Source organism: Aeromonas sp. FDAARGOS 1408 (assembly GCF_019048665.1).
Taxonomy (GTDB): domain Bacteria; phylum Pseudomonadota; class Gammaproteobacteria; order Enterobacterales; family Aeromonadaceae; genus Aeromonas; species Aeromonas dhakensis.
The window spans coordinates 470,053-485,738 of the sequence record NZ_CP077394.1 but is presented as its reverse complement, the minus strand read 5'-3'; the positions used below and the strand labels follow the sequence as shown (position 1 = coordinate 485,738).

19 protein-coding genes are annotated in these 15,686 nt (G+C 62.9%); all 19 read right to left on the bottom strand.

The genetic code is table 11. From position 1 onward, the window contains the following. Positions 1-93 precede the first annotated feature (93 nt). The 19 genes from hcp to I6L38_RS02435 all read right to left on the bottom strand — a co-directional run bounded on the left by hcp (position 94) and on the right by I6L38_RS02435 (position 15,602). The gene (gene hcp / locus I6L38_RS02525) at positions 94-1,743 is read right to left on the bottom strand and encodes a hydroxylamine reductase (protein ID WP_201880276.1); all 1,650 of its coding nucleotides are present in this window, start codon (positions 1,741-1,743) and stop codon (positions 94-96) included. Positions 1,744-2,032: 289 nt separating this feature from the next. Continuing rightward, a complete protein-coding gene (locus I6L38_RS02520; RefSeq protein ID WP_043171081.1) occupies positions 2,033-2,500 on the bottom strand; it encodes a Dps family protein in 468 nt (155 codons plus the stop codon). 125 nt (positions 2,501-2,625) lie between these two features. After that, on the bottom strand, positions 2,626-3,183 hold the full coding sequence (locus I6L38_RS02515; protein ID WP_043171080.1) for a DUF3833 domain-containing protein: 558 nt from the start codon (positions 3,181-3,183) through the stop codon (positions 2,626-2,628). After that, the gene (locus tag I6L38_RS02510) at positions 3,183-3,734 is read right to left on the bottom strand and encodes a chalcone isomerase family protein (protein WP_052248724.1); all 552 of its coding nucleotides are present in this window, start codon (positions 3,732-3,734) and stop codon (positions 3,183-3,185) included. Before I6L38_RS02510 ends, I6L38_RS02515 begins: the two co-directional genes overlap by 1 nt. Further along, positions 3,691-3,909 carry a TIGR02450 family Trp-rich protein gene (locus I6L38_RS02505; protein ID WP_005303669.1) on the bottom strand — a complete coding sequence of 73 codons (219 nt, stop codon included), beginning with the start codon at positions 3,907-3,909 and terminating at the stop codon, positions 3,691-3,693. Before I6L38_RS02505 ends, I6L38_RS02510 begins: the two co-directional genes overlap by 44 nt. Then, positions 3,906-4,385: a DUF2878 domain-containing protein gene (locus tag I6L38_RS02500; RefSeq protein ID WP_043171078.1), complete on the bottom strand. Its 480-nt coding sequence runs from the start codon at positions 4,383-4,385 to the stop codon at positions 3,906-3,908. Before I6L38_RS02500 ends, I6L38_RS02505 begins: the two co-directional genes overlap by 4 nt. A gap of 2 nt (positions 4,386-4,387) precedes the next feature. Then, complete coding sequence (locus tag I6L38_RS02495; protein WP_043171077.1) at positions 4,388-5,644, bottom strand: cyclopropane-fatty-acyl-phospholipid synthase family protein; 1,257 nt, start codon at positions 5,642-5,644, stop codon at positions 4,388-4,390. Further along, positions 5,644-6,426: a DUF1365 domain-containing protein gene (locus I6L38_RS02490; RefSeq protein ID WP_216989122.1), complete on the bottom strand. Its 783-nt coding sequence runs from the start codon at positions 6,424-6,426 to the stop codon at positions 5,644-5,646. The genes I6L38_RS02495 and I6L38_RS02490 overlap by 1 nt, the downstream gene beginning before the upstream one ends. Continuing rightward, the gene (locus I6L38_RS02485) at positions 6,423-7,682 is read right to left on the bottom strand and encodes an NAD(P)/FAD-dependent oxidoreductase (RefSeq protein ID WP_025202100.1); all 1,260 of its coding nucleotides are present in this window, start codon (positions 7,680-7,682) and stop codon (positions 6,423-6,425) included. The genes I6L38_RS02490 and I6L38_RS02485 overlap by 4 nt, the downstream gene beginning before the upstream one ends. Continuing rightward, a complete protein-coding gene (locus I6L38_RS02480; RefSeq protein ID WP_025202101.1) occupies positions 7,679-8,413 on the bottom strand; it encodes an SDR family NAD(P)-dependent oxidoreductase in 735 nt (244 codons plus the stop codon). Before I6L38_RS02480 ends, I6L38_RS02485 begins: the two co-directional genes overlap by 4 nt. After that, positions 8,410-8,838 (bottom strand): nuclear transport factor 2 family protein, encoded by a 429-nt coding sequence (locus I6L38_RS02475; protein WP_054544256.1) that lies wholly within the window; start codon positions 8,836-8,838, stop codon positions 8,410-8,412. The genes I6L38_RS02480 and I6L38_RS02475 overlap by 4 nt, the downstream gene beginning before the upstream one ends. A gap of 1 nt (position 8,839) precedes the next feature. Then, positions 8,840-10,261: a deoxyribodipyrimidine photo-lyase gene (gene phrB, locus I6L38_RS02470; protein ID WP_216989121.1), complete on the bottom strand. Its 1,422-nt coding sequence runs from the start codon at positions 10,259-10,261 to the stop codon at positions 8,840-8,842. Then, entirely contained in the window at positions 10,258-11,145 is an 888-nt protein-coding gene (locus I6L38_RS02465) for a MerR family transcriptional regulator (RefSeq protein WP_139725351.1), read from the bottom strand. Before I6L38_RS02465 ends, phrB begins: the two co-directional genes overlap by 4 nt. A gap of 63 nt (positions 11,146-11,208) precedes the next feature. Then, entirely contained in the window at positions 11,209-12,153 is a 945-nt protein-coding gene (locus I6L38_RS02460) for a DUF523 and DUF1722 domain-containing protein (RefSeq protein WP_054544253.1), read from the bottom strand. A 172-nt stretch (positions 12,154-12,325) separates the two neighbouring features. Further along, positions 12,326-12,955, bottom strand: coding sequence for an outer membrane beta-barrel protein (locus I6L38_RS02455; RefSeq protein WP_005303698.1), 630 nt, complete (start codon positions 12,953-12,955; stop codon positions 12,326-12,328). A gap of 183 nt (positions 12,956-13,138) precedes the next feature. Beyond that, entirely contained in the window at positions 13,139-13,687 is a 549-nt protein-coding gene (locus tag I6L38_RS02450; protein ID WP_010634841.1) for a DUF3157 family protein, read from the bottom strand. 94 nt (positions 13,688-13,781) lie between these two features. Further along, complete coding sequence (locus tag I6L38_RS02445) at positions 13,782-14,654, bottom strand: hypothetical protein (RefSeq protein ID WP_017784403.1); 873 nt, start codon at positions 14,652-14,654, stop codon at positions 13,782-13,784. Positions 14,655-14,699: 45 nt separating this feature from the next. Beyond that, positions 14,700-14,978 carry a DUF6482 family protein gene (locus tag I6L38_RS02440; RefSeq protein WP_005303707.1) on the bottom strand — a complete coding sequence of 93 codons (279 nt, stop codon included), beginning with the start codon at positions 14,976-14,978 and terminating at the stop codon, positions 14,700-14,702. 24 nt (positions 14,979-15,002) lie between these two features. Further along, positions 15,003-15,602 carry an HAD family phosphatase gene (locus tag I6L38_RS02435; protein ID WP_005303711.1) on the bottom strand — a complete coding sequence of 200 codons (600 nt, stop codon included), beginning with the start codon at positions 15,600-15,602 and terminating at the stop codon, positions 15,003-15,005. Between the last annotated feature and the right edge of the window lie 84 nt (positions 15,603-15,686).

The following is a 15,686-nucleotide window of genomic DNA, read 5'->3' as shown; positions in this document are numbered from 1 at the left end:
TGAAAATGTTGGAAAGGGGTCGCTAAAAAAAGGCGAGCCATCAGGCTCGCCAAAGGCTTACAACATGCTGAGCGTGTAAGGCTGTCTCTTTGCTCAGGCCGCCAGGATCTCGGCCAGATCGGCTTCTGCAGTGGTGGTGCCCTTGAGGCCAAATTGCTCCTCCAGCACTTTGAGCAGGGCCGGGGTGAGGAAGGCCGGGGCGGTCGGGCCGGTACGGATGTCCTTCACGCCCAGCGCCAGCAGGGTGAGCAGGATCACGATGGCCTTTTGCTCGAACCAGGAGAGCACCAGGGTCAGCGGCAGATCGTTGACGCCACACTCGAACGCTTCGGAGAGCGCCAGCGCCAGCTGGATGGCAGAGTAGGCATCATTGCACTGACCCACGTCCAGCAGACGGGGAATACCGCCGATGTCGCCGAAATCGAGCTTGTTGAACTTGTACTTGCCGCAGCCCAGGGTCAGCAGCAGGCTGTCCTGCGGGATCGCCTTGGCAAACTCGGTGTAGTAGGCGCGCTCGGCACGGTCACCGTCACAGCCACCGACCAGGAAGAAGTGGCTGATTTCGCCGGCCTTGACCTTGTCGATCACCGCAGGGGCAGCCTGCATCAAGGCGTTACGGGCAAAACCGATGGTGATGAAGTGCTCCAGCTCAACGTGCTTGAAGCCTTCCAGCGCTTGCGCCTTGGCAACGACGGCGGAGAAATCTTCCCCTTCCAGATGGGTCACGCCCGGCCAGCCGACGATGGAGCGAGTGAAGATGCGATCCGAGTAGTTGCCCACGTTCGGGTCGATAATGCAGTTGGAGGTCATCACCACGGCGCCCGGGAAGTTGGCAAACTCCTTCTGCTGGTTCTGCCAGGCGGAGCCGTAGTTGCCCACCAGGTGCGGGTACTGCTTGAAGAAGGGGTAGGCCAGCGCCGGCAGCATCTCGCCATGGGTGTAGACCTTGATGTCCGTCCCCTTGGTCTGCTCCAGGATGAGCTTGAGATCCACCATGTCGTGACCGGAGACCAGGATGCACTTGCCCGGTACCGGAGTAACGCGTACCTGAGTCGGCTCAGGGTGGCCGAAGGCGGTGGTTTCACCGAGATCCAGCATCTCCATGATCTTGAAGTTGAGCAGGCCAATGTCCATGGCGCACTTGAACAGCGGATCCAGATCGCTCGGATCCGTACCGAGCCAGCTCATGATGCGGTGGAATTCGGCGGCTACCTCGCTGTCTTGCTGATCCAGCACCCGGGCGTGCTCCATGTAGGCGGCGGCGCCCTTGAGGCCGTAGAGGCAGAGCAGGCGCAGCCCCATGATGTCTTCGTTGACCTCGTTCTTGCCGCGGTTGACCGCGGTCTGCGGTGCCTGGGCCAGCTGGGCCAGCAGATCGGCACCCGGCTCGAAACGGGCGGCAGCAGGAAGTGTGTCGGCCTGCACCGCCAGCGGTGCCAGCTTGGCAGCCAGCTGCTGGCGATAGCTCAGCGCCTGATTGACATAGGCCACGATGCGGGCGGAGTCGAAGTTGACGTTGGTGAGGGTGGCGAAGAAGGCCTTGGGTACGAAGGCATCGATCTCGCTGTCGACGATGCCGTGCTCGCGGGCGGCCAGCGCCCAGGCGCTCAGCCCCTGCAGGGTATAGATCAGCACATCCTGCAGATCAGAAGTTTCAGCCGTCTTGCCGCACATACCTTGTGCATAGGCGCAGCCGTTGCCTGCCGGGGTACGAATTGTCTGTTCACATTGCACACAAAACATCATGCCTCTCCTAATTGGACATTTCAGTTGTTTGTTTTGTGGCGATTCTATTCCCCTCGTGGAAAACTTAATAGGCATTCAATTTGACAATTCAGTTTTCATTGATGCAGATCAAAAACAAAAAAAGCCGCCCAAACAGGGCGGCAAGCGGGTGGATAAAAGGAGAGACAACTCAGGTTTGCAACAGAACACGGTAAGGGAACGGGTCGGGCTGGCGTCTGGTCAGGTAGCACCTGCCCTTGACTTCATCAAGCCGGCATACTTCGTATGCATCCGGCTTGGTTAACTATCAGGCTAAATAAGCACGCAGCATCCAGACCAGTTTCTCCTGCTGCTGCACATAGTCGGAGAGAATGGACGCGGTCCCTTCATCACCGGCATCGGCGGCCTGCCCCAGGATGCGGCGCTGGGCCACCAGCAGTTTGCGGAAACTCTCCAGCAGGGATTCGACGCAGGCACGACCGTCGTGCAGCCCCTTCTGCTCGGCAATGGCGGAAACGTTCAGGTAATCGCTGAAGCTGTGCAGCGGTACGCCATCCAGGGTCAGGATGCGCTCGGCCAGAGCATCGACCTTCAGCAACAGGTCGTTGTAAATCTCTTCAAACTTCAGGTGCAGCTCGAAGAACTGGTTGCCGCGGATGTTCCAGTGGAAGCCGCGAACGTTCATGTAAAGGATCTGGTAGCTGGCCAGCAACTTGTTCAGTTCGGCGGCCAACGCTTGTGATTGAACGGTATCAAGACCAATCGGACTCTTCATGTTTCACCTCCAGATTTGACGACCTGGTCATCTTAGAACCCATCAGACTCGAAAGGTAATCGTTAAGACCTAACTGATTGATAGCGAGCGACTATCGTCCGCGTTGCCGACCTGGCGGGGCGCACTCATTCAGGCTGCCGCTCGATGTAGAGGATCACCTCCCCCAGCTGGATGCCGAACTTGCTGATGGCGGCCCGGTTGATCAAACGATCCTGGTCGAGCAGGTACATCCAGTCATCGAAACTCACCCGAACCACGCTGCCGTCGGGCAGCGCCAGATCGAGCTGATAGCGCCAGTTGAGGGCAAAGCCGGCCGTCTTGCCTACTGCCTCCCCCACCACGTCGGCGGCCGTGCCGCGCCAGTGACCATCCGCCCCCTTGCTCAAAAACCAGGTGCGGGTCTGCTGGCGCCCGTCGTCAAAGTAGAACTGCTCGAACAGCTCCCCCTTGCCCCCCTGCCAGCGGCCGCGCATCTCTACCCGAAAACGGCTGGTCACCTCGCCGCTGCGATCGGTCACCAGACCATGCGCCGTCAGCTTGCCATCGAAGAAGCGGGCGAGATCCCACTCGGGACCCCGATCGCGATACTCCTCCAGACTGCTGCCACAGCCGGCCAGCAGCAGGAACGGCAACAACAGCAGGTAGCGCCAGGTGCGGGTGTACGACATGAACCTCTTTTGCATCAGAACTCTCCTCGCAGGCTGCGGGTAAGCGCCGGATCACGGCTCCCTTCTGCCAGCCAGATGGCGAGGAAGGCCGCCGAAAATTGCGGATCGGCGAGGGTGCCGAGCGGCTTGTCCCGCCACCAGAAATGGCCCGCGCCGCCCTTGTCGACATAGAAAGTAAGCCGGTCACCCGCCTGGACATCGGGCCAGAGTGCGGCGAGCCGGCCAAGCCACTCCTGGCGCTGCTGCTCGCTGCCAAGCCCCAGTCGCTGCCACTCGGCGGCGGTGGCGCGCAAGAGATCTTGCCGTTCGATGGTTCTGGCGTAGGTGAGGCTGAGCGCCTGAGGATAGTGACCCGGCCGATAGCGGCCGTTCTCGCTGTAGAGGGTGGCGTCATAGAGCTTGAACCAGAGCCAGCTCATCTCGCCGCGCCCGACCGGGTGCAGCTGCTGCCAGGGGGTGATCAGGGCTTGCCCGGTCTGGGCGAAAGGGGTCAGCGGTAGGCTCAATCCTGCCAGCAGCAGGCTAATTCCACCCCATGTGCCAATGGGCAGGATCTTCGAGTTCATGCCAGTCCATCTCCTGTTCCAGCAGCGTGTTGATGTCCTGCATCACCACCTGCTGCAGCTGCCCCTGCGCATCGCGCTGACAGGCCACCACCAGATAGAAACGCTCGGTCAGCTCGTGCTGGCTCTCTTTGGTCCACTTGGAAAACAACAAGGTGTCGGTCGAAAAGGTGTTCATCTCGCTTCACCCTCCAGCTTGACCGTTACCCACAGGAGTACGGGTAACCACCACATCCAGATCACCGCCAGCAGTGCCGCACTGATCCCGATGCCCCAAGGTAAGTGTACTGCCCCCATGGCGGCGCCTGCCACATAGGAGGAGCTGCCGCCGACCATGCCGAACAGCCCCTGCTGCCAGCGCGGCAAGGGCCGCAGCCAGCGCAGGCCGTGGGAGAGAGTCAGGGCAAAGCCGCACCAGAGCAGCACCAGCCAGAGCGGAAAACCGGCGTTGAAATCAAACAGCCCGAGCTGCCAGAGCAGGGCATCGAGCAGGCTGCCGGCCAGGGCAACCAGGATGAGCCGCCAGTCGTGCCAGCGGCGCGGAGAGCAGAGAAAATGAAGCAGCAGCATTGCCAGCAGCGGGCCCGGCTGCCACCACTTCACCGCCAGCAACCAGTAGAGGTTGAACCCCAGCAGATGGGCCCACTGCCACATTATCATCGACCGCCGACGGGCAGATCTCCACTCCAGCCGAGTGGGCCCGGTTTGGCCGCTTCCAGCTGCACCAGGCTGATGGCGCGCTCCCAGAATCCCCCTTCGCAGTAGGCAAAATAGAAGTGCCACAGCCGGATGAAGTCCTGGCTGTAACCCAGGGCTGGCAGCTCGGGGGCCAGCGCCAGGAAGCGCTCGCACCAATCAGCCAGCGTGCGGGCGTAGTGGTGGCCGTGATCGTGCAGCCGCACCAGCTGCATGTCGGTCTCGCGCGCCAGCAGACTCGCCATCTGGGAGACGCTCGGCAGGCAGCCACCGGGGAAGATGTAACGCTGGATGAAATCAACCCCGCGCAGGTACTGGGCATGACGTTGATCGGCAATGGTGATGGCCTGAATGAGCAGGCGGCCACCGGGTTTGAGCAACCGCGACAGCTGGCGGAAATAGTCCGGCAGAAAGGCGTGCCCCACCGCCTCGATCATCTCGATGGAGACCAGCTTGTCGTAAGTACCCTCCAGCTTGCGGTAATCCTCCAGCAGCAGGGTGATGCGATCCCCCAGCCCCTCCCGCGCGATCCACTCCTTGGCATAATCGTGCTGGGCCCGGGAGATGGTGGTGGTGGTCACCCGGCAGCCGTAGTGACGGGCCGCATAGACGGCGAGGCCGCCCCAGCCGGTACCGATCTCCAGCAGATGATCGTCTGGCCCCAGCTCCAGCCGCTCGCAGATGGTGCGCAGTTTGGCCTGCTGCCCCTCTTCCAGGCTGGCCTCGGCATGGGGATAGATGGCACTCGAGTACTGCATATGGCTGTCGAGAAAACCCTGATAGAGGCTGTTGCCGAGATCGTAGTGGGCGGCGATGTTGGAGCGCGACCCGGTCAGGGTATTGCGGTTAAGCCAGTGACGCACCTTGTTGAACGGGAAGCTGAGCCAGCCGAGGCGCCGCTCCAGACTGTCGAGCAGCGGCAGGTTGCGGGCCAGCAGCCGCACCAGCACCACCGGATCCGGGCTGGTCCAGAGGCCCTCCACCCAGGTTTCTCCGGCAGCGATGCTGCCCCCCAGCAGCAGGCGGCGATAGAAGGCCGGATCCTGCACCACCAGCTCGGCGTGCAGATCGGTGCCCGCCACGCCAAAGCTGTGACGCTCAGCGCCATCCCGCAGCAACAGTTGGCCGTGTTCGAGGCGCCCCAGCAGATTGAGCAGCAGTTGCCTGGCCCCCTTGTCGATGAAAGAGGCAGAGAGGGTTGATTGCACAAGTTCCATTAGCGGCTCTCCGGATGGGTAAATATCGGTGTTCGTTTGATAAAAAGACGCAGGGCCTGCCAGTAGATCCCGAACAGCACCTTCATGGTCATCCAGGGCCAGCGGGTCAGTAGGGCCGCCAGCCCCTTGCGCGACAGCGGCGCCCGGCGCAGCGCCAGGGTGGCGTCAAACAGCTTGGCTTCACCGGATACGGGGTGGCTCTCGATGTGGATCAGTGTCTCCTGCGCGGGCGGGCGAATGCGCCAGTGGTAGCGCATCGCCAGCCCCATAAAGGGGGAGACGTGAAAATCCTTGTCGTGGGGGGCCAGCGCCGCCAGATCCAGCAGGTAGTAGTGACGCTCGTTCCAGGGGGTGTTGGAGACCTCCGCCAGCAGATAGCGCGCCTCCCCCTGCCGGTAGCAGAAGTAGAAATTGACCGGGCTGAAGTAGAAACCGAGGCAACGCACGTTGCCAAGCAGCAGCACTCGCCCCTCGGGTTCGGCATCGCCACCCAGTTCGCTCACCTTCTGCCACACCGCCTGCTTGAGCGGCCCCTCGCTGCCGCGCAGGTAGTCGTCACGTCGAAACGAGAGCAACCCTGCTCGCTCCACCCCGAACCAGCGCCCGCGATCGAGTTGTGGCAGCTCGTCGAGATCCAGTCCCAGCATGAAGAGGCTGTAGGAGAAGGCATGGGCGCGCGGTGCGAAGCGACGATGGCGCACCGACCCCTGCCAGATGGCGCTGAGGGTGCCGGTCATGGCCTCGGCAGTCGCCTCCTGGCCTGCCAGGACTGCATCCTTCATAGCTCGGCTCCAAAGCGCCTGGCCACGTCCAGCGCGCTGCGCACCCCGTCTTCGTGAAAGCCGTTGTACCAGTAGGCGCCGCAGAAGTGGGTGTGTTGCTGGCCGCAGATCTCGGCCCGCCGCTGCTGGGCGGCGATAGAGGCTTGATTGAACACCGGATGGTGGTAGACGAAGCGGCGCAGCACCTTGCACTCGTCCACCTTGCCTTGCGGATTGAGGCTGACGCAGAAGGGCTCTGGCGAGCTCACCCCCTGCAGTATGTTCATGTTGTAGCTCACCAACGGCCGCGCCTCGTCGTTGCCATCGAGCTGATAGTTCCAGCTGGCCCATGCCTTGCGACGGGTAGGCAAGCAGCGCGCATCGGTGTGCAGCCAGACGTCGTTGGCCTGATAGGGCATGGCGCCGAGAATGGCCTGCTCCCGCTCGCCCGGGTCCGCCAGCAACGCCAGCGCCTGATCGCTGTGACAGGCGAGGATCACCTCGTCAAACCACTCCTCGCCATGGCTGCTCTGGGTCAGCACCCCGTCCGCCTGGCGCCGGATCCCCTGCACCGGGCAGGCCAGGCGAATGTGAGCCTGCCAACCGGCCGTCAGCGGGCCTATGTATTCCCGCGAACCACCCGGGATCACATACCACTGGGGGCGATTGGCCACCTCGAGCAAGCCGTGGTTGGCGAAAAAACGCAGAAAGAAGCTCAAGGGGAAGGCGCGCATATCGGCCAGGGTTGATGACCAGATCGCCGCCCCCATCGGCAGGATATAGTGGCGGGCGAAGTAGTCGCTGAACTCCCCCACTTGCAGAAAATCCCCCAGGGTCAGCTCGAGGCCGGCCCCCTGCTGTTGCCCATCGGCCAGCCAGGCCCGCGCCTCCCGGTTGAACCGCAAAATCTCGCCAACAAAACCGTAGAAGCGCGGGCTCAACAGATTGTTGCGCTGGGCAAACAGGGTGTCGAGGTTATGGCCGTTGTACTCCAGCCCCTGCGGGCTTTTCACCGAGAAGCTCATCTCGGCCGGCTGGCGCGCCACCCCGATCCGTTCAAGCAGCCTCAAGAAGTTGGGGTAGGTGCGATCGTTGAAGACGATGAAGCCGGTATCGATGGCATAGCGGCGCCCCGCCTGCTCCACATCGACGGTGGCGGTGTGGCCACCCAGGGTCGGCGCCGCCTCGAACAGGGTGATGTCGTGCAGCTTGTGGAGCAGGAAACCGGCGGTCAGGCCTGAAATGCCGGAGCCGACGATGGCGATCTTTTTCTTCATGAAGGGCGTCCTTTCGATACGAGTGTGCGGCCAAGGCGCAGCCAGAGCCCCGTAGGCAGCGCACCGAGCAGGCGCAGCAGCCAGATGAAGCGGCGGGGAAAGTGGATCTGGTGGCGACCGGCGGCGAGCCCCGCCATGATGGCGCGGGAAGCCTCTTCCACCGGCACCAGGCAGGGCATGGGAAAATCATTTTTGGCGGTGAGCGGGGTCTGGACAAAGCCGGGACGGATCAGGGTCACCCCAATCCCTTTGCCGACCAAATCGAGGCGCAGGGTATCCGCCAGATAGTCGAGGGCCGCCTTGGAGGCGCCATAGGCCTCGGCCCTGGGCAACGGCAGCCAGCTCACCGAGGAGCTGACGATGGCAAGGCGCCCGCCCGCACCCAGCAGCGGCAAGAAAGCGGCCAGGGCATGGCCGGTGGCAACGAGGTTGGTCTCGATGACCCGGGCAAACAGGGTGCCGTCAAACCCCTCGTTCACCGCCATGTACTCGCAGTTGCCAGCATTGAGGATCAGCAGGTCGATCCATGGCAAGCCGGCGGCCGCCTCGCTCACGGCGTTTGCAGAGCGCCCGTCAAACTGCAGCGGCGTGATGCCGTGGCGCCCCAGTGCCAGCAGCCGCTCGCCATCGCGCCCGCAACCCCACACCTGCCAGCCGGCGCGCCGATAATCAAGCGCCAGCTGATAGCCGATGCCGGAGGTGGCGCCGGTGATCAGCACCCGGCCGCTCATGCGCCCAGCCTCATCTTGATGGTGCGCACCACGGACCCAAGCAGCGGCAACTGCTCGTAGAGCATGGCGCCCATATCGAAGTAGTCGCGATGCAGGCACACCTTGCCCGTCTCGTCGAACTCGAGGCGAGTGGCCCCCTCCACCGTCACCGGGGCGCCGCCGCGCAGCCTGGGATGGGAGAAGGTCATGGTCCAGCCGAGCCAGGCCTGGCGCCCCTGTTGCAGCTGGCTGGTGATGACGAAACGGCAGTAGGCCAGGCGCTGATAGAGGGCGGCAAAATAGTCGGTGAGCGCCGCCAACCCCTCGATGCGGTGAGCAGGGTCGGTAAAGACCACCTCGTTTGCGTAGACCTCGGGCAAACGGTGCAACTCATCTCGGTTTAGCTGCTGATAGAGGGCCACAAAGCGGGCCAGCGACTCATCCATGCTATTTCTCCAGGGCGCGAAACATCTCGATGGCTCTCACCCGGGCAACGGCGTGGTCCACCATGGGGGCCGGATAATCGCGCCGCCCCTTGAGCCGCAACCAGTCGTGGGGCTGGTGCAGATAGGCGGCAGGCAGATCAGCCAGCTCAGAGACCCAGATACGAATGAACTCCCCTTGCGGATCAAACCGTTGCCCTTGGGTGGTGGGGTTGAACACCCGGAAATAGGGCGCCGCATCGGCGCCGGTGCCCGCCGCCCACTGCCAGCCGCCGTTGTTGGCCGCCAGGTCGCCGTCGATGAGCCGGCTCATGAAGTAATCCTCCCCGAGCCGCCAGTGAATGTGCAGATCCTTGGTGAGAAAGCTCGCCACTATCATCCGCAGCCGGTTGTGCATCCAGCCGGTGGCGTTGAGGCAGCGCATCGCCGCATCGACGATGGGGTAGCCGGTACGTCCCTCACACCAGGCGGCGAAGGCATCCGGATCCCAGCTCCACGGCAGGGCCGATGTCTCCGGTTTGAAGGGCCGATTCATGGAAAGGGTCGGGATCAGCACCAGCAGGTGGCGATAGAACTCGCGCCAGATGAGCTCATTGAGCCAGACAAAGCCAGGCTGGGCCTTGGACTGGGGCCGGTAGCCAAGCCGCTGCTGGAGCGCCGCCACGCACTGGCGCGGGCTGATGATGCCGGCCGCCAGATAGGGGGAGAGCACGGAGGTACCCGCGATGGCAGGAAAATCCCGGGTCTCGCCATAGTCGAGCACCGCCTGCTCCAGAAAGTCATTCAGACGGCGGCTGGCCTCGGCCTCCCCCACCGGCCAACGGGGGTCCGCCGTCAGCTCGCCAAGGGCGGCATCGACGAAGTCCCGCTCGGCCAGCGGCTGCCACGGCAACGGCTCCCCACGGGGTGTAGGCACCCGATGAATGGCGAAACCATCCTCGTCGAGGGCTTTGAGCCAGGCACGGCTGAAGGGGGTGAAGACCTTGAACATCTCGCCAGAGCCGGTCAGCACCCGCCCGGGCGGCAATACGCAGCAGCCGTTGAACCAGTGACAACCAATCCCCTGTTCTGCCAGCGCGGTTGTGACGGCCTGATCCCGGCGCAGCTCGTCGATCTCGATGGCCTGATTGGCGTAGAGCTGGGTTACCCCCAGCTCGCGGCCAAGATCTGCCAGCGCCGCCGGCACCTCTGCAAAAGTTTCAACCCGCAGCAGATGGAGCGGGATGCCGAGCGCCGCCAGCTCGCGGCCCAGCGCATCGACCTGGGCCAGTAGAAAACGCTGACGAACGGGGGCCAGCTTGTGCTGCCGCCACTGGGTGGGAGAGATGATAAAGAGCGCGGCGACCGGTTCATCATTGGCGCAACCGTGACGCAAGGCCGGGTTATCGGCCAGGCGCAGATCATTGCGAAACCAGACCAGCTTCATGATTTTTTCCTCCCGCGTCCGCCGGCACCTGCCGCCGCAGGCATGTCTGCCATCACCTCGGCAAGGCTCGCCTGCCAACCATGGGCTTGCAGCCACTCACCATCGTAGAGGCGCCCCAGCTCGCCAAAGAAGCGGGTAGCGGCGGGCCAGTCGGCAGCCAGCTCCTGCTTGCCAAGGCCGGCCCCCATCAACACCAGCCAGGGGGTGACGGCGCGCCCCTCCAGCAGGCTGGCATGGCGCGGCTCCACCGCCCCCAGCAGTTGCACCTCATGGCCCTGACCGATCAGCTCGTAGGCGGCCCAGACCAGATCGAGCGGGCCCACTTGTCCCCAGCTCGCCAGGGTGACCGGTACGCCCTTCTCCTGCTCGATGAGGTGGCGGGCGAAGCGGGTATGCAGCCAGCCCAGCCACACCTGTTGCAGCAGCTCGCCATCGGGCCGCTCGCGCCACAGCCCGAGCAGCCGCTCCACCAAGGGTTGCAGTACCCGGCTGCGCACCAGCTCGAACGGATAGCTCGCCAGCAGGTCGTTGAGCTCTGCCTCCGCCTTGCGCTGGTTGAAGGCAAGCAGCGCCTGACTGAACTGCTCCAGGGTCTGCTGCCAGTGATCGCTCACCGGCTGGGCCTGGGGTTCGCTCAGGAGCCCCTTCACCTGCCCGATGCTCACCCCCCGCTCCAGCCAGCTCAGGATCTCGCCGATCTGGCGAATGTCCTGCTCGCTGTAGAGGCGGTGGCCTTTCTCGGTGCGGGCCGGTTGCACCAGCCCGTAGCGGCGCTGCCAGGCACGCAGGGTCACGGCGTTGACGCCGGTGAGGCGGGAGACCTCGCGAATGGGGTAGATCCCCTCCTCCGGCGAAGGAGAAGCGGCGTGCGGTAAATCAGACATAACGGCATCCAGCAAAGGTTGAGGGAGAGGCCCCGGCCATCCGCCGGGGCCTGCACCGGATATTCAGAGCCCGTAGCGCAGTTTCAGCGTGTCGGGATGGGGATTGAGGTACACCTGCTCGGCGAGATAGGGATTGGGGTACTCGCGCAGGTAGTGGCGGATCAGGGTGAGCGGCACCAGCAGCGGAAAGACGCCGGTACGGTACTTGTCGATGGTGTCGCACAGTTCCTGCTTCTGGGCCGGGGTCAGCACCCGCTTGAAGTAGCCCTGCAGGTGCATCAGCACATTGGTGTGACTGCGCCGGTTGGCCCGCAGGGTCAGCGCCGCCATCAGCCCCTTGATGTAGCTGTCGGCCACCTGCTGCAGGTCGGCCCTGGCCAGGTTGCCAAGCAGCTTGCCGAGCGCACGGTAGTGGGTGGTGGCGTGGGAGAGCACCAGGTACTTGTAGCGAGAGTGGAAGCGGATCAGCGCAGAGGCGGTGATGCCGCGCGCGCAGAGCTGCTGCCAGTCGTGGTAGGCAAAGACCCGCAGCACGAAGTTTTCCCGCAGGATGGGATCGCACAGGCGGCCATCCTCCTCCACCGGCAGCAGGGGATTGGCCTCCATCAGCGCCTTGGCAAACAGGCCGACCCCCTCCTTGGCACTCCCCTCGTTGTTGGCGCCATAGATGCGCACCCGCTCCATGCCGCAGCTGGGGGATTTGGCGCAGAGGATGTAGCCGGAGATGAAGTCGAGCTGGCGCGCCTTCTGCTCACTGAAGGCGATGAGCTGGTCAGTGACATCGAAGCTGCCGTTACTCGCCTCGGCACGGATCTCGCCGTTACGCTTCACCAGCCGGATGGCGGCGCGGGGTGCCCCGAGGCCAATGGCCATCTCGGGACAGACGGGGTGATAGTCAAAGTGGGCACCGAGATCCCGCTCGCAGAAGCTGGAACGCTTGTGGCCCCCGTCGAACCGAACCTCCTGCCCCAGCAGGCAGGCGCTGATACCAACCTTGATCTTGTACATGTCATCACTCCTTGTATAAGTCTGAATCAGTTATAGCAGTTATACAAAAAAACGGAAGTTGTATAACTATTGCGGACTGATACGGCGCAAGGGTGAAGGGTGGATCAACCGGAAATGAAAAAACCCATGACCGAAGTCATGGGTAAAAATGAAGACACTACAGGAAGGATGATTAGAAGCTGTACTTCACACCCAGGCTGGTGATGGAACCCTGTTGCAGATCCCACTTACGATAGGTGTAGTCGGCGGTGAGGGCCAGGTTCTGGCTCACCTTGTAGGCAGCGCCCACTTTGAAATCGTGCATGTCGTCGGTCATGTTGGCGTAGCGGTAGGCGGTGGAGAGCTCGACGGCGCCGATGTCGTAGCGCAGGCCGGCCTCACCGTACATGCTGCCGCTGTTCTTGCGGGTGATGACGTCCCAACCGCTGTCTTTGACGTTGGCAGCCACCTGACGCTCCATGGTATAGCCCATCAGGCCCGCTTCCCCATACAGGTTCAGACCTGTGCTGAGCGGGGTGTAGACACCCAGACCCAGGCTGGAGATGCCCATGCTGTCGTTGCCATCGTTGCGGGAGGTGTACTCGCTGCCCAGACGACCGTAGAAGTTGGAACCGAAGCTCTTGGAGAGATCCAGGTTCAGACCGCCGAAGTCGCGGTTGTTGCTATCTTTGCCGCCAATGTAGTCGGACTTGGTGTGCGCCCAGGTCAGACCGCCTTTGGCATAGCTGAAGGCATCCTCAGCCAGAGCGGAAGTAGAAGCGAAACCGGCCAGAACCAGAACAGAAAGTGCAACTTTTTTCATTTTGATGACTCCATCGTTGAGCTAGTTGAGACCTAGCTGGAATGGGGTCATTGTGCAGAGGACGGGGAGAAATGCCGAGCGGCAAGCTGTTGCCAAACCATGTCAGATGTAAGCAACTGTTGCTGGCGGTTACCGGGTTAACAATCAAGACAGGCTCCACGAAGGAGCCTGTTGCATGAGGGATCAGCGGAACTCCACTTCCTCAATCTCGACCCGCACCAGGGGTTTGCCGGTCAGCCCGGCCGGGCGCGGCACCTCCAGCACCATGGAGGGGCGCTGCTGGCCCTTGCGCAGATAGGACTCCGGCAGACGGTTCTCGCCAACCCAGAAGCGGGCCTCCTGCTTGACCAGCTGGGCCCCCTGCTCGCTGAACAGGGTGATGCTGCCGCGCACCCGCACCACGTTGCGGGTGCCGGTGTTGCTCACCATGAATTGCAGTTGCAGGGGATCCGAGCCCTCCAGCTTGGCGAGCTTGACGCCGATCCCGTCCTTGACGGCCTGGGCCAGCAGATCCGGGTTGTTCATCGCCTGCTCGGTCAGCACAGGTACGGCCACCGTGCCCTGCACCGCGCTGCCGTCGGCGGCGGGCTTGAGCAGCAGGTATTCCCAGGTGAAGTCATCGTTGAGCTGCACCTGGCGACCATCCGGCAGGGTCACCTGGGTGAGCGGGGCAGCCTGTGCCAGCAGGGGCGACAAGCAGAGGGCAACCAGCAGACGGGACAAGGGTTTCATAGGGTGATGACTCGCGTCGATGGAAAAGGGCGTCAGTATAAAGAGTCCGCCGCACCTTGCCTATGACCGCACTCACGTTCCTGCCCTCGGTTGCCTAGACCACCAGCTCCTGCCGCTCCTCCGCCGGCATCATGTCCAGGGTCACCAGATCGAAGGCCGTGCTCTTGAGGGCGGTGAGGATATCCGGCTGCAGATCGAACGCCCGGGCTCGCAACCGGGCCGGCAGTCGTACCCGGGCCAGGGTGGTGGCCCGATCGCCCAGGGTATGGAAAAACACCTGTGCCTCCTCCAGCCCCATGTCGGCCAGCATCTGCTCCGCCATGTCCACCATCCGCAGATGACGGCGATCCACCAGCTCGGGATCGGAGAAGCGGTGGCTCAGGCAGCCATGGGCGCTCTTGCCCCAGCGTCCCAGCTGACGCTTGTTGAAGCCGTAGCGAAAGTCCCTGTGGGTCATGCCCTGTTTGGCGAACAGCCAGAGGGTGTTGTCCGGCAGGCTGCCGAAGCGACGCAGATACTCCCGCAGCTCCTCGACCGGCGCGGGCAGCAGCATGGGCAGGTGGCTCCAGTCGGTTTCCAGCGCGGTGAGGTGACAGATGTAACGCACCGGATCGATCACCTCGTTGAGGTGGCGCAGGTGATCGCAGAAGATCATCTCATCGGTCTTGATGACCCGCTGCTCGATGCCGTAACGCTGGCAGTAACGCTTGGCGCGGGCCACTTCCTTGCGGCTGCGGGTCGGGCTGTCCAGGGTGATGGCGCGGATCCGGATGCCGCTGGCGCGGCACAGATCCATGCTGTAGCAGGACTCCAGTCGACCGGAGAAGGAGACCGCCAGTTCGCCGTAGCCAGCCAGGGTCTCGATAAGCGACTGCTCCCTGGTCTGAAAGGTCTGATCGTATCCTCGATTCAGCACAACGATATTGGCATCCATAACAACGGCACCGGATGATGAATTGGGCGCCATTGTGCAGTAATAATCCTGAATAAACCCTTAAAGAATACGGATAAACTAGAATTTAATGATTATTTCATACCAATTATCATCATATTCATCCAGTTGAGTGTCATAAATCCGCAGTTTCGCCTGATGAACCTGGTGCATGCGCAGAAAACCCTCGGCCTGCTCGAGGGAGGCGAACGTCAGCCTGCCCCCCTCGCTGTCGGTGAGGCACTGCATCTCCCCATCCACCTCGACGCAGAGCTGATAACCGCTGCCATCCAGACAGGCGATCAGCAGCCCCGCATCCGGATAGTGACTGAGCCAATTGCGAAACCTGCCGTGTTCCATAACTTACCCCGCGTTCCCGCCCGCTCAGGCCGGCAGGTAACCCTGTGCCACCAGCTGCTGGCGACAACTGTATGCATCGGTAAACACCAGGCCGCCGATCCCCTGCGTCTGTGCAGCGGCCACGTTGGCCGGGCTGTCATCGATGAACAGGCACTGCTCGGCCCGCAGATCGAACGACACCAGCAGATAGCGGTAGATATCCGGCTCCGGCTTCATCATCCGTACCCTTGCCGACACCACCTTGCCGCTGAAGAAGCGCCAGAAATCCTGATGTTGCTCCAGCCAGTCGATGCTGGCATGGCCCATGTTGGAGAGTGCGTAGAGGGTGTGCCCCTCCCCGTGCAGTGCCTCTATCAGGCTCAGCATAGCGGGATCCGGCACAAGGGATGGCGGCACCGCCTGCAAAATGGCCAGATTCTCCGCCGTCGACAGGCCGGTTCGCGCCTGCGCCTGACGGGCCATGGTGTGCAGCGACAGGGTCCCCCGGTCCACTTCCAGCCAGTCGCCATGGTTGAACAGTTGCTCCGCCAGCTGCTCCGCCCCGTGCGGCCCCCGTACCGAGCGCACGATACCGACCGGATCCCAGCTCACCACCACTCGTCCCAGATCGAAAATAATCGCCATTCTCACCTCCAGCTCTCTGCATCATTGCGACGGCAAGCGGGTCCATCCGACACGCATCTGCCCCCGCCGGCTCACGCCCCTACC

Excerpts from the sequence above, each read along its gene's own strand:
- I6L38_RS02510 (WP_052248724.1), bottom strand. The coding sequence starts at position 3,734 with ATGAACTCGAAGATCCTGCCCATTGGCACATGGGGTGGAATTAGCCTG.
- I6L38_RS02505 (WP_005303669.1), bottom strand. The coding sequence starts at position 3,909 with ATGAACACCTTTTCGACCGACACCTTGTTGTTTTCCAAGTGGACCAAA.
- I6L38_RS02445 (WP_017784403.1), bottom strand. The coding sequence starts at position 14,654 with ATGGCGCCCAATTCATCATCCGGTGCCGTTGTTATGGATGCCAATATC.
- I6L38_RS02450 (WP_010634841.1), bottom strand. The coding sequence starts at position 13,687 with ATGAAACCCTTGTCCCGTCTGCTGGTTGCCCTCTGCTTGTCGCCCCTG.
- I6L38_RS02475 (WP_054544256.1), bottom strand. The coding sequence starts at position 8,838 with ATGGATGAGTCGCTGGCCCGCTTTGTGGCCCTCTATCAGCAGCTAAAC.
- phrB (WP_216989121.1), bottom strand. The coding sequence starts at position 10,261 with ATGAAGCTGGTCTGGTTTCGCAATGATCTGCGCCTGGCCGATAACCCG.
- hcp (WP_201880276.1), bottom strand. The coding sequence starts at position 1,743 with ATGTTTTGTGTGCAATGTGAACAGACAATTCGTACCCCGGCAGGCAAC.
- I6L38_RS02460 (WP_054544253.1), bottom strand. The coding sequence starts at position 12,153 with ATGTACAAGATCAAGGTTGGTATCAGCGCCTGCCTGCTGGGGCAGGAG.
- I6L38_RS02465 (WP_139725351.1), bottom strand. The coding sequence starts at position 11,145 with ATGTCTGATTTACCGCACGCCGCTTCTCCTTCGCCGGAGGAGGGGATC.
- I6L38_RS02455 (WP_005303698.1), bottom strand. The coding sequence starts at position 12,955 with ATGAAAAAAGTTGCACTTTCTGTTCTGGTTCTGGCCGGTTTCGCTTCT.
- I6L38_RS02515 (WP_043171080.1), bottom strand. The coding sequence starts at position 3,183 with ATGCAAAAGAGGTTCATGTCGTACACCCGCACCTGGCGCTACCTGCTG.
- I6L38_RS02500 (WP_043171078.1), bottom strand. The coding sequence starts at position 4,385 with ATGTGGCAGTGGGCCCATCTGCTGGGGTTCAACCTCTACTGGTTGCTG.
- I6L38_RS02485 (WP_025202100.1), bottom strand. The coding sequence starts at position 7,682 with ATGAAGAAAAAGATCGCCATCGTCGGCTCCGGCATTTCAGGCCTGACC.
- I6L38_RS02435 (WP_005303711.1), bottom strand. The coding sequence starts at position 15,602 with ATGGCGATTATTTTCGATCTGGGACGAGTGGTGGTGAGCTGGGATCCG.
- I6L38_RS02440 (WP_005303707.1), bottom strand. The coding sequence starts at position 14,978 with ATGGAACACGGCAGGTTTCGCAATTGGCTCAGTCACTATCCGGATGCG.
- I6L38_RS02520 (WP_043171081.1), bottom strand. The coding sequence starts at position 2,500 with ATGAAGAGTCCGATTGGTCTTGATACCGTTCAATCACAAGCGTTGGCC.
- I6L38_RS02480 (WP_025202101.1), bottom strand. The coding sequence starts at position 8,413 with ATGAGCGGCCGGGTGCTGATCACCGGCGCCACCTCCGGCATCGGCTAT.
- I6L38_RS02490 (WP_216989122.1), bottom strand. The coding sequence starts at position 6,426 with ATGAAGGATGCAGTCCTGGCAGGCCAGGAGGCGACTGCCGAGGCCATG.
- I6L38_RS02495 (WP_043171077.1), bottom strand. The coding sequence starts at position 5,644 with ATGGAACTTGTGCAATCAACCCTCTCTGCCTCTTTCATCGACAAGGGG.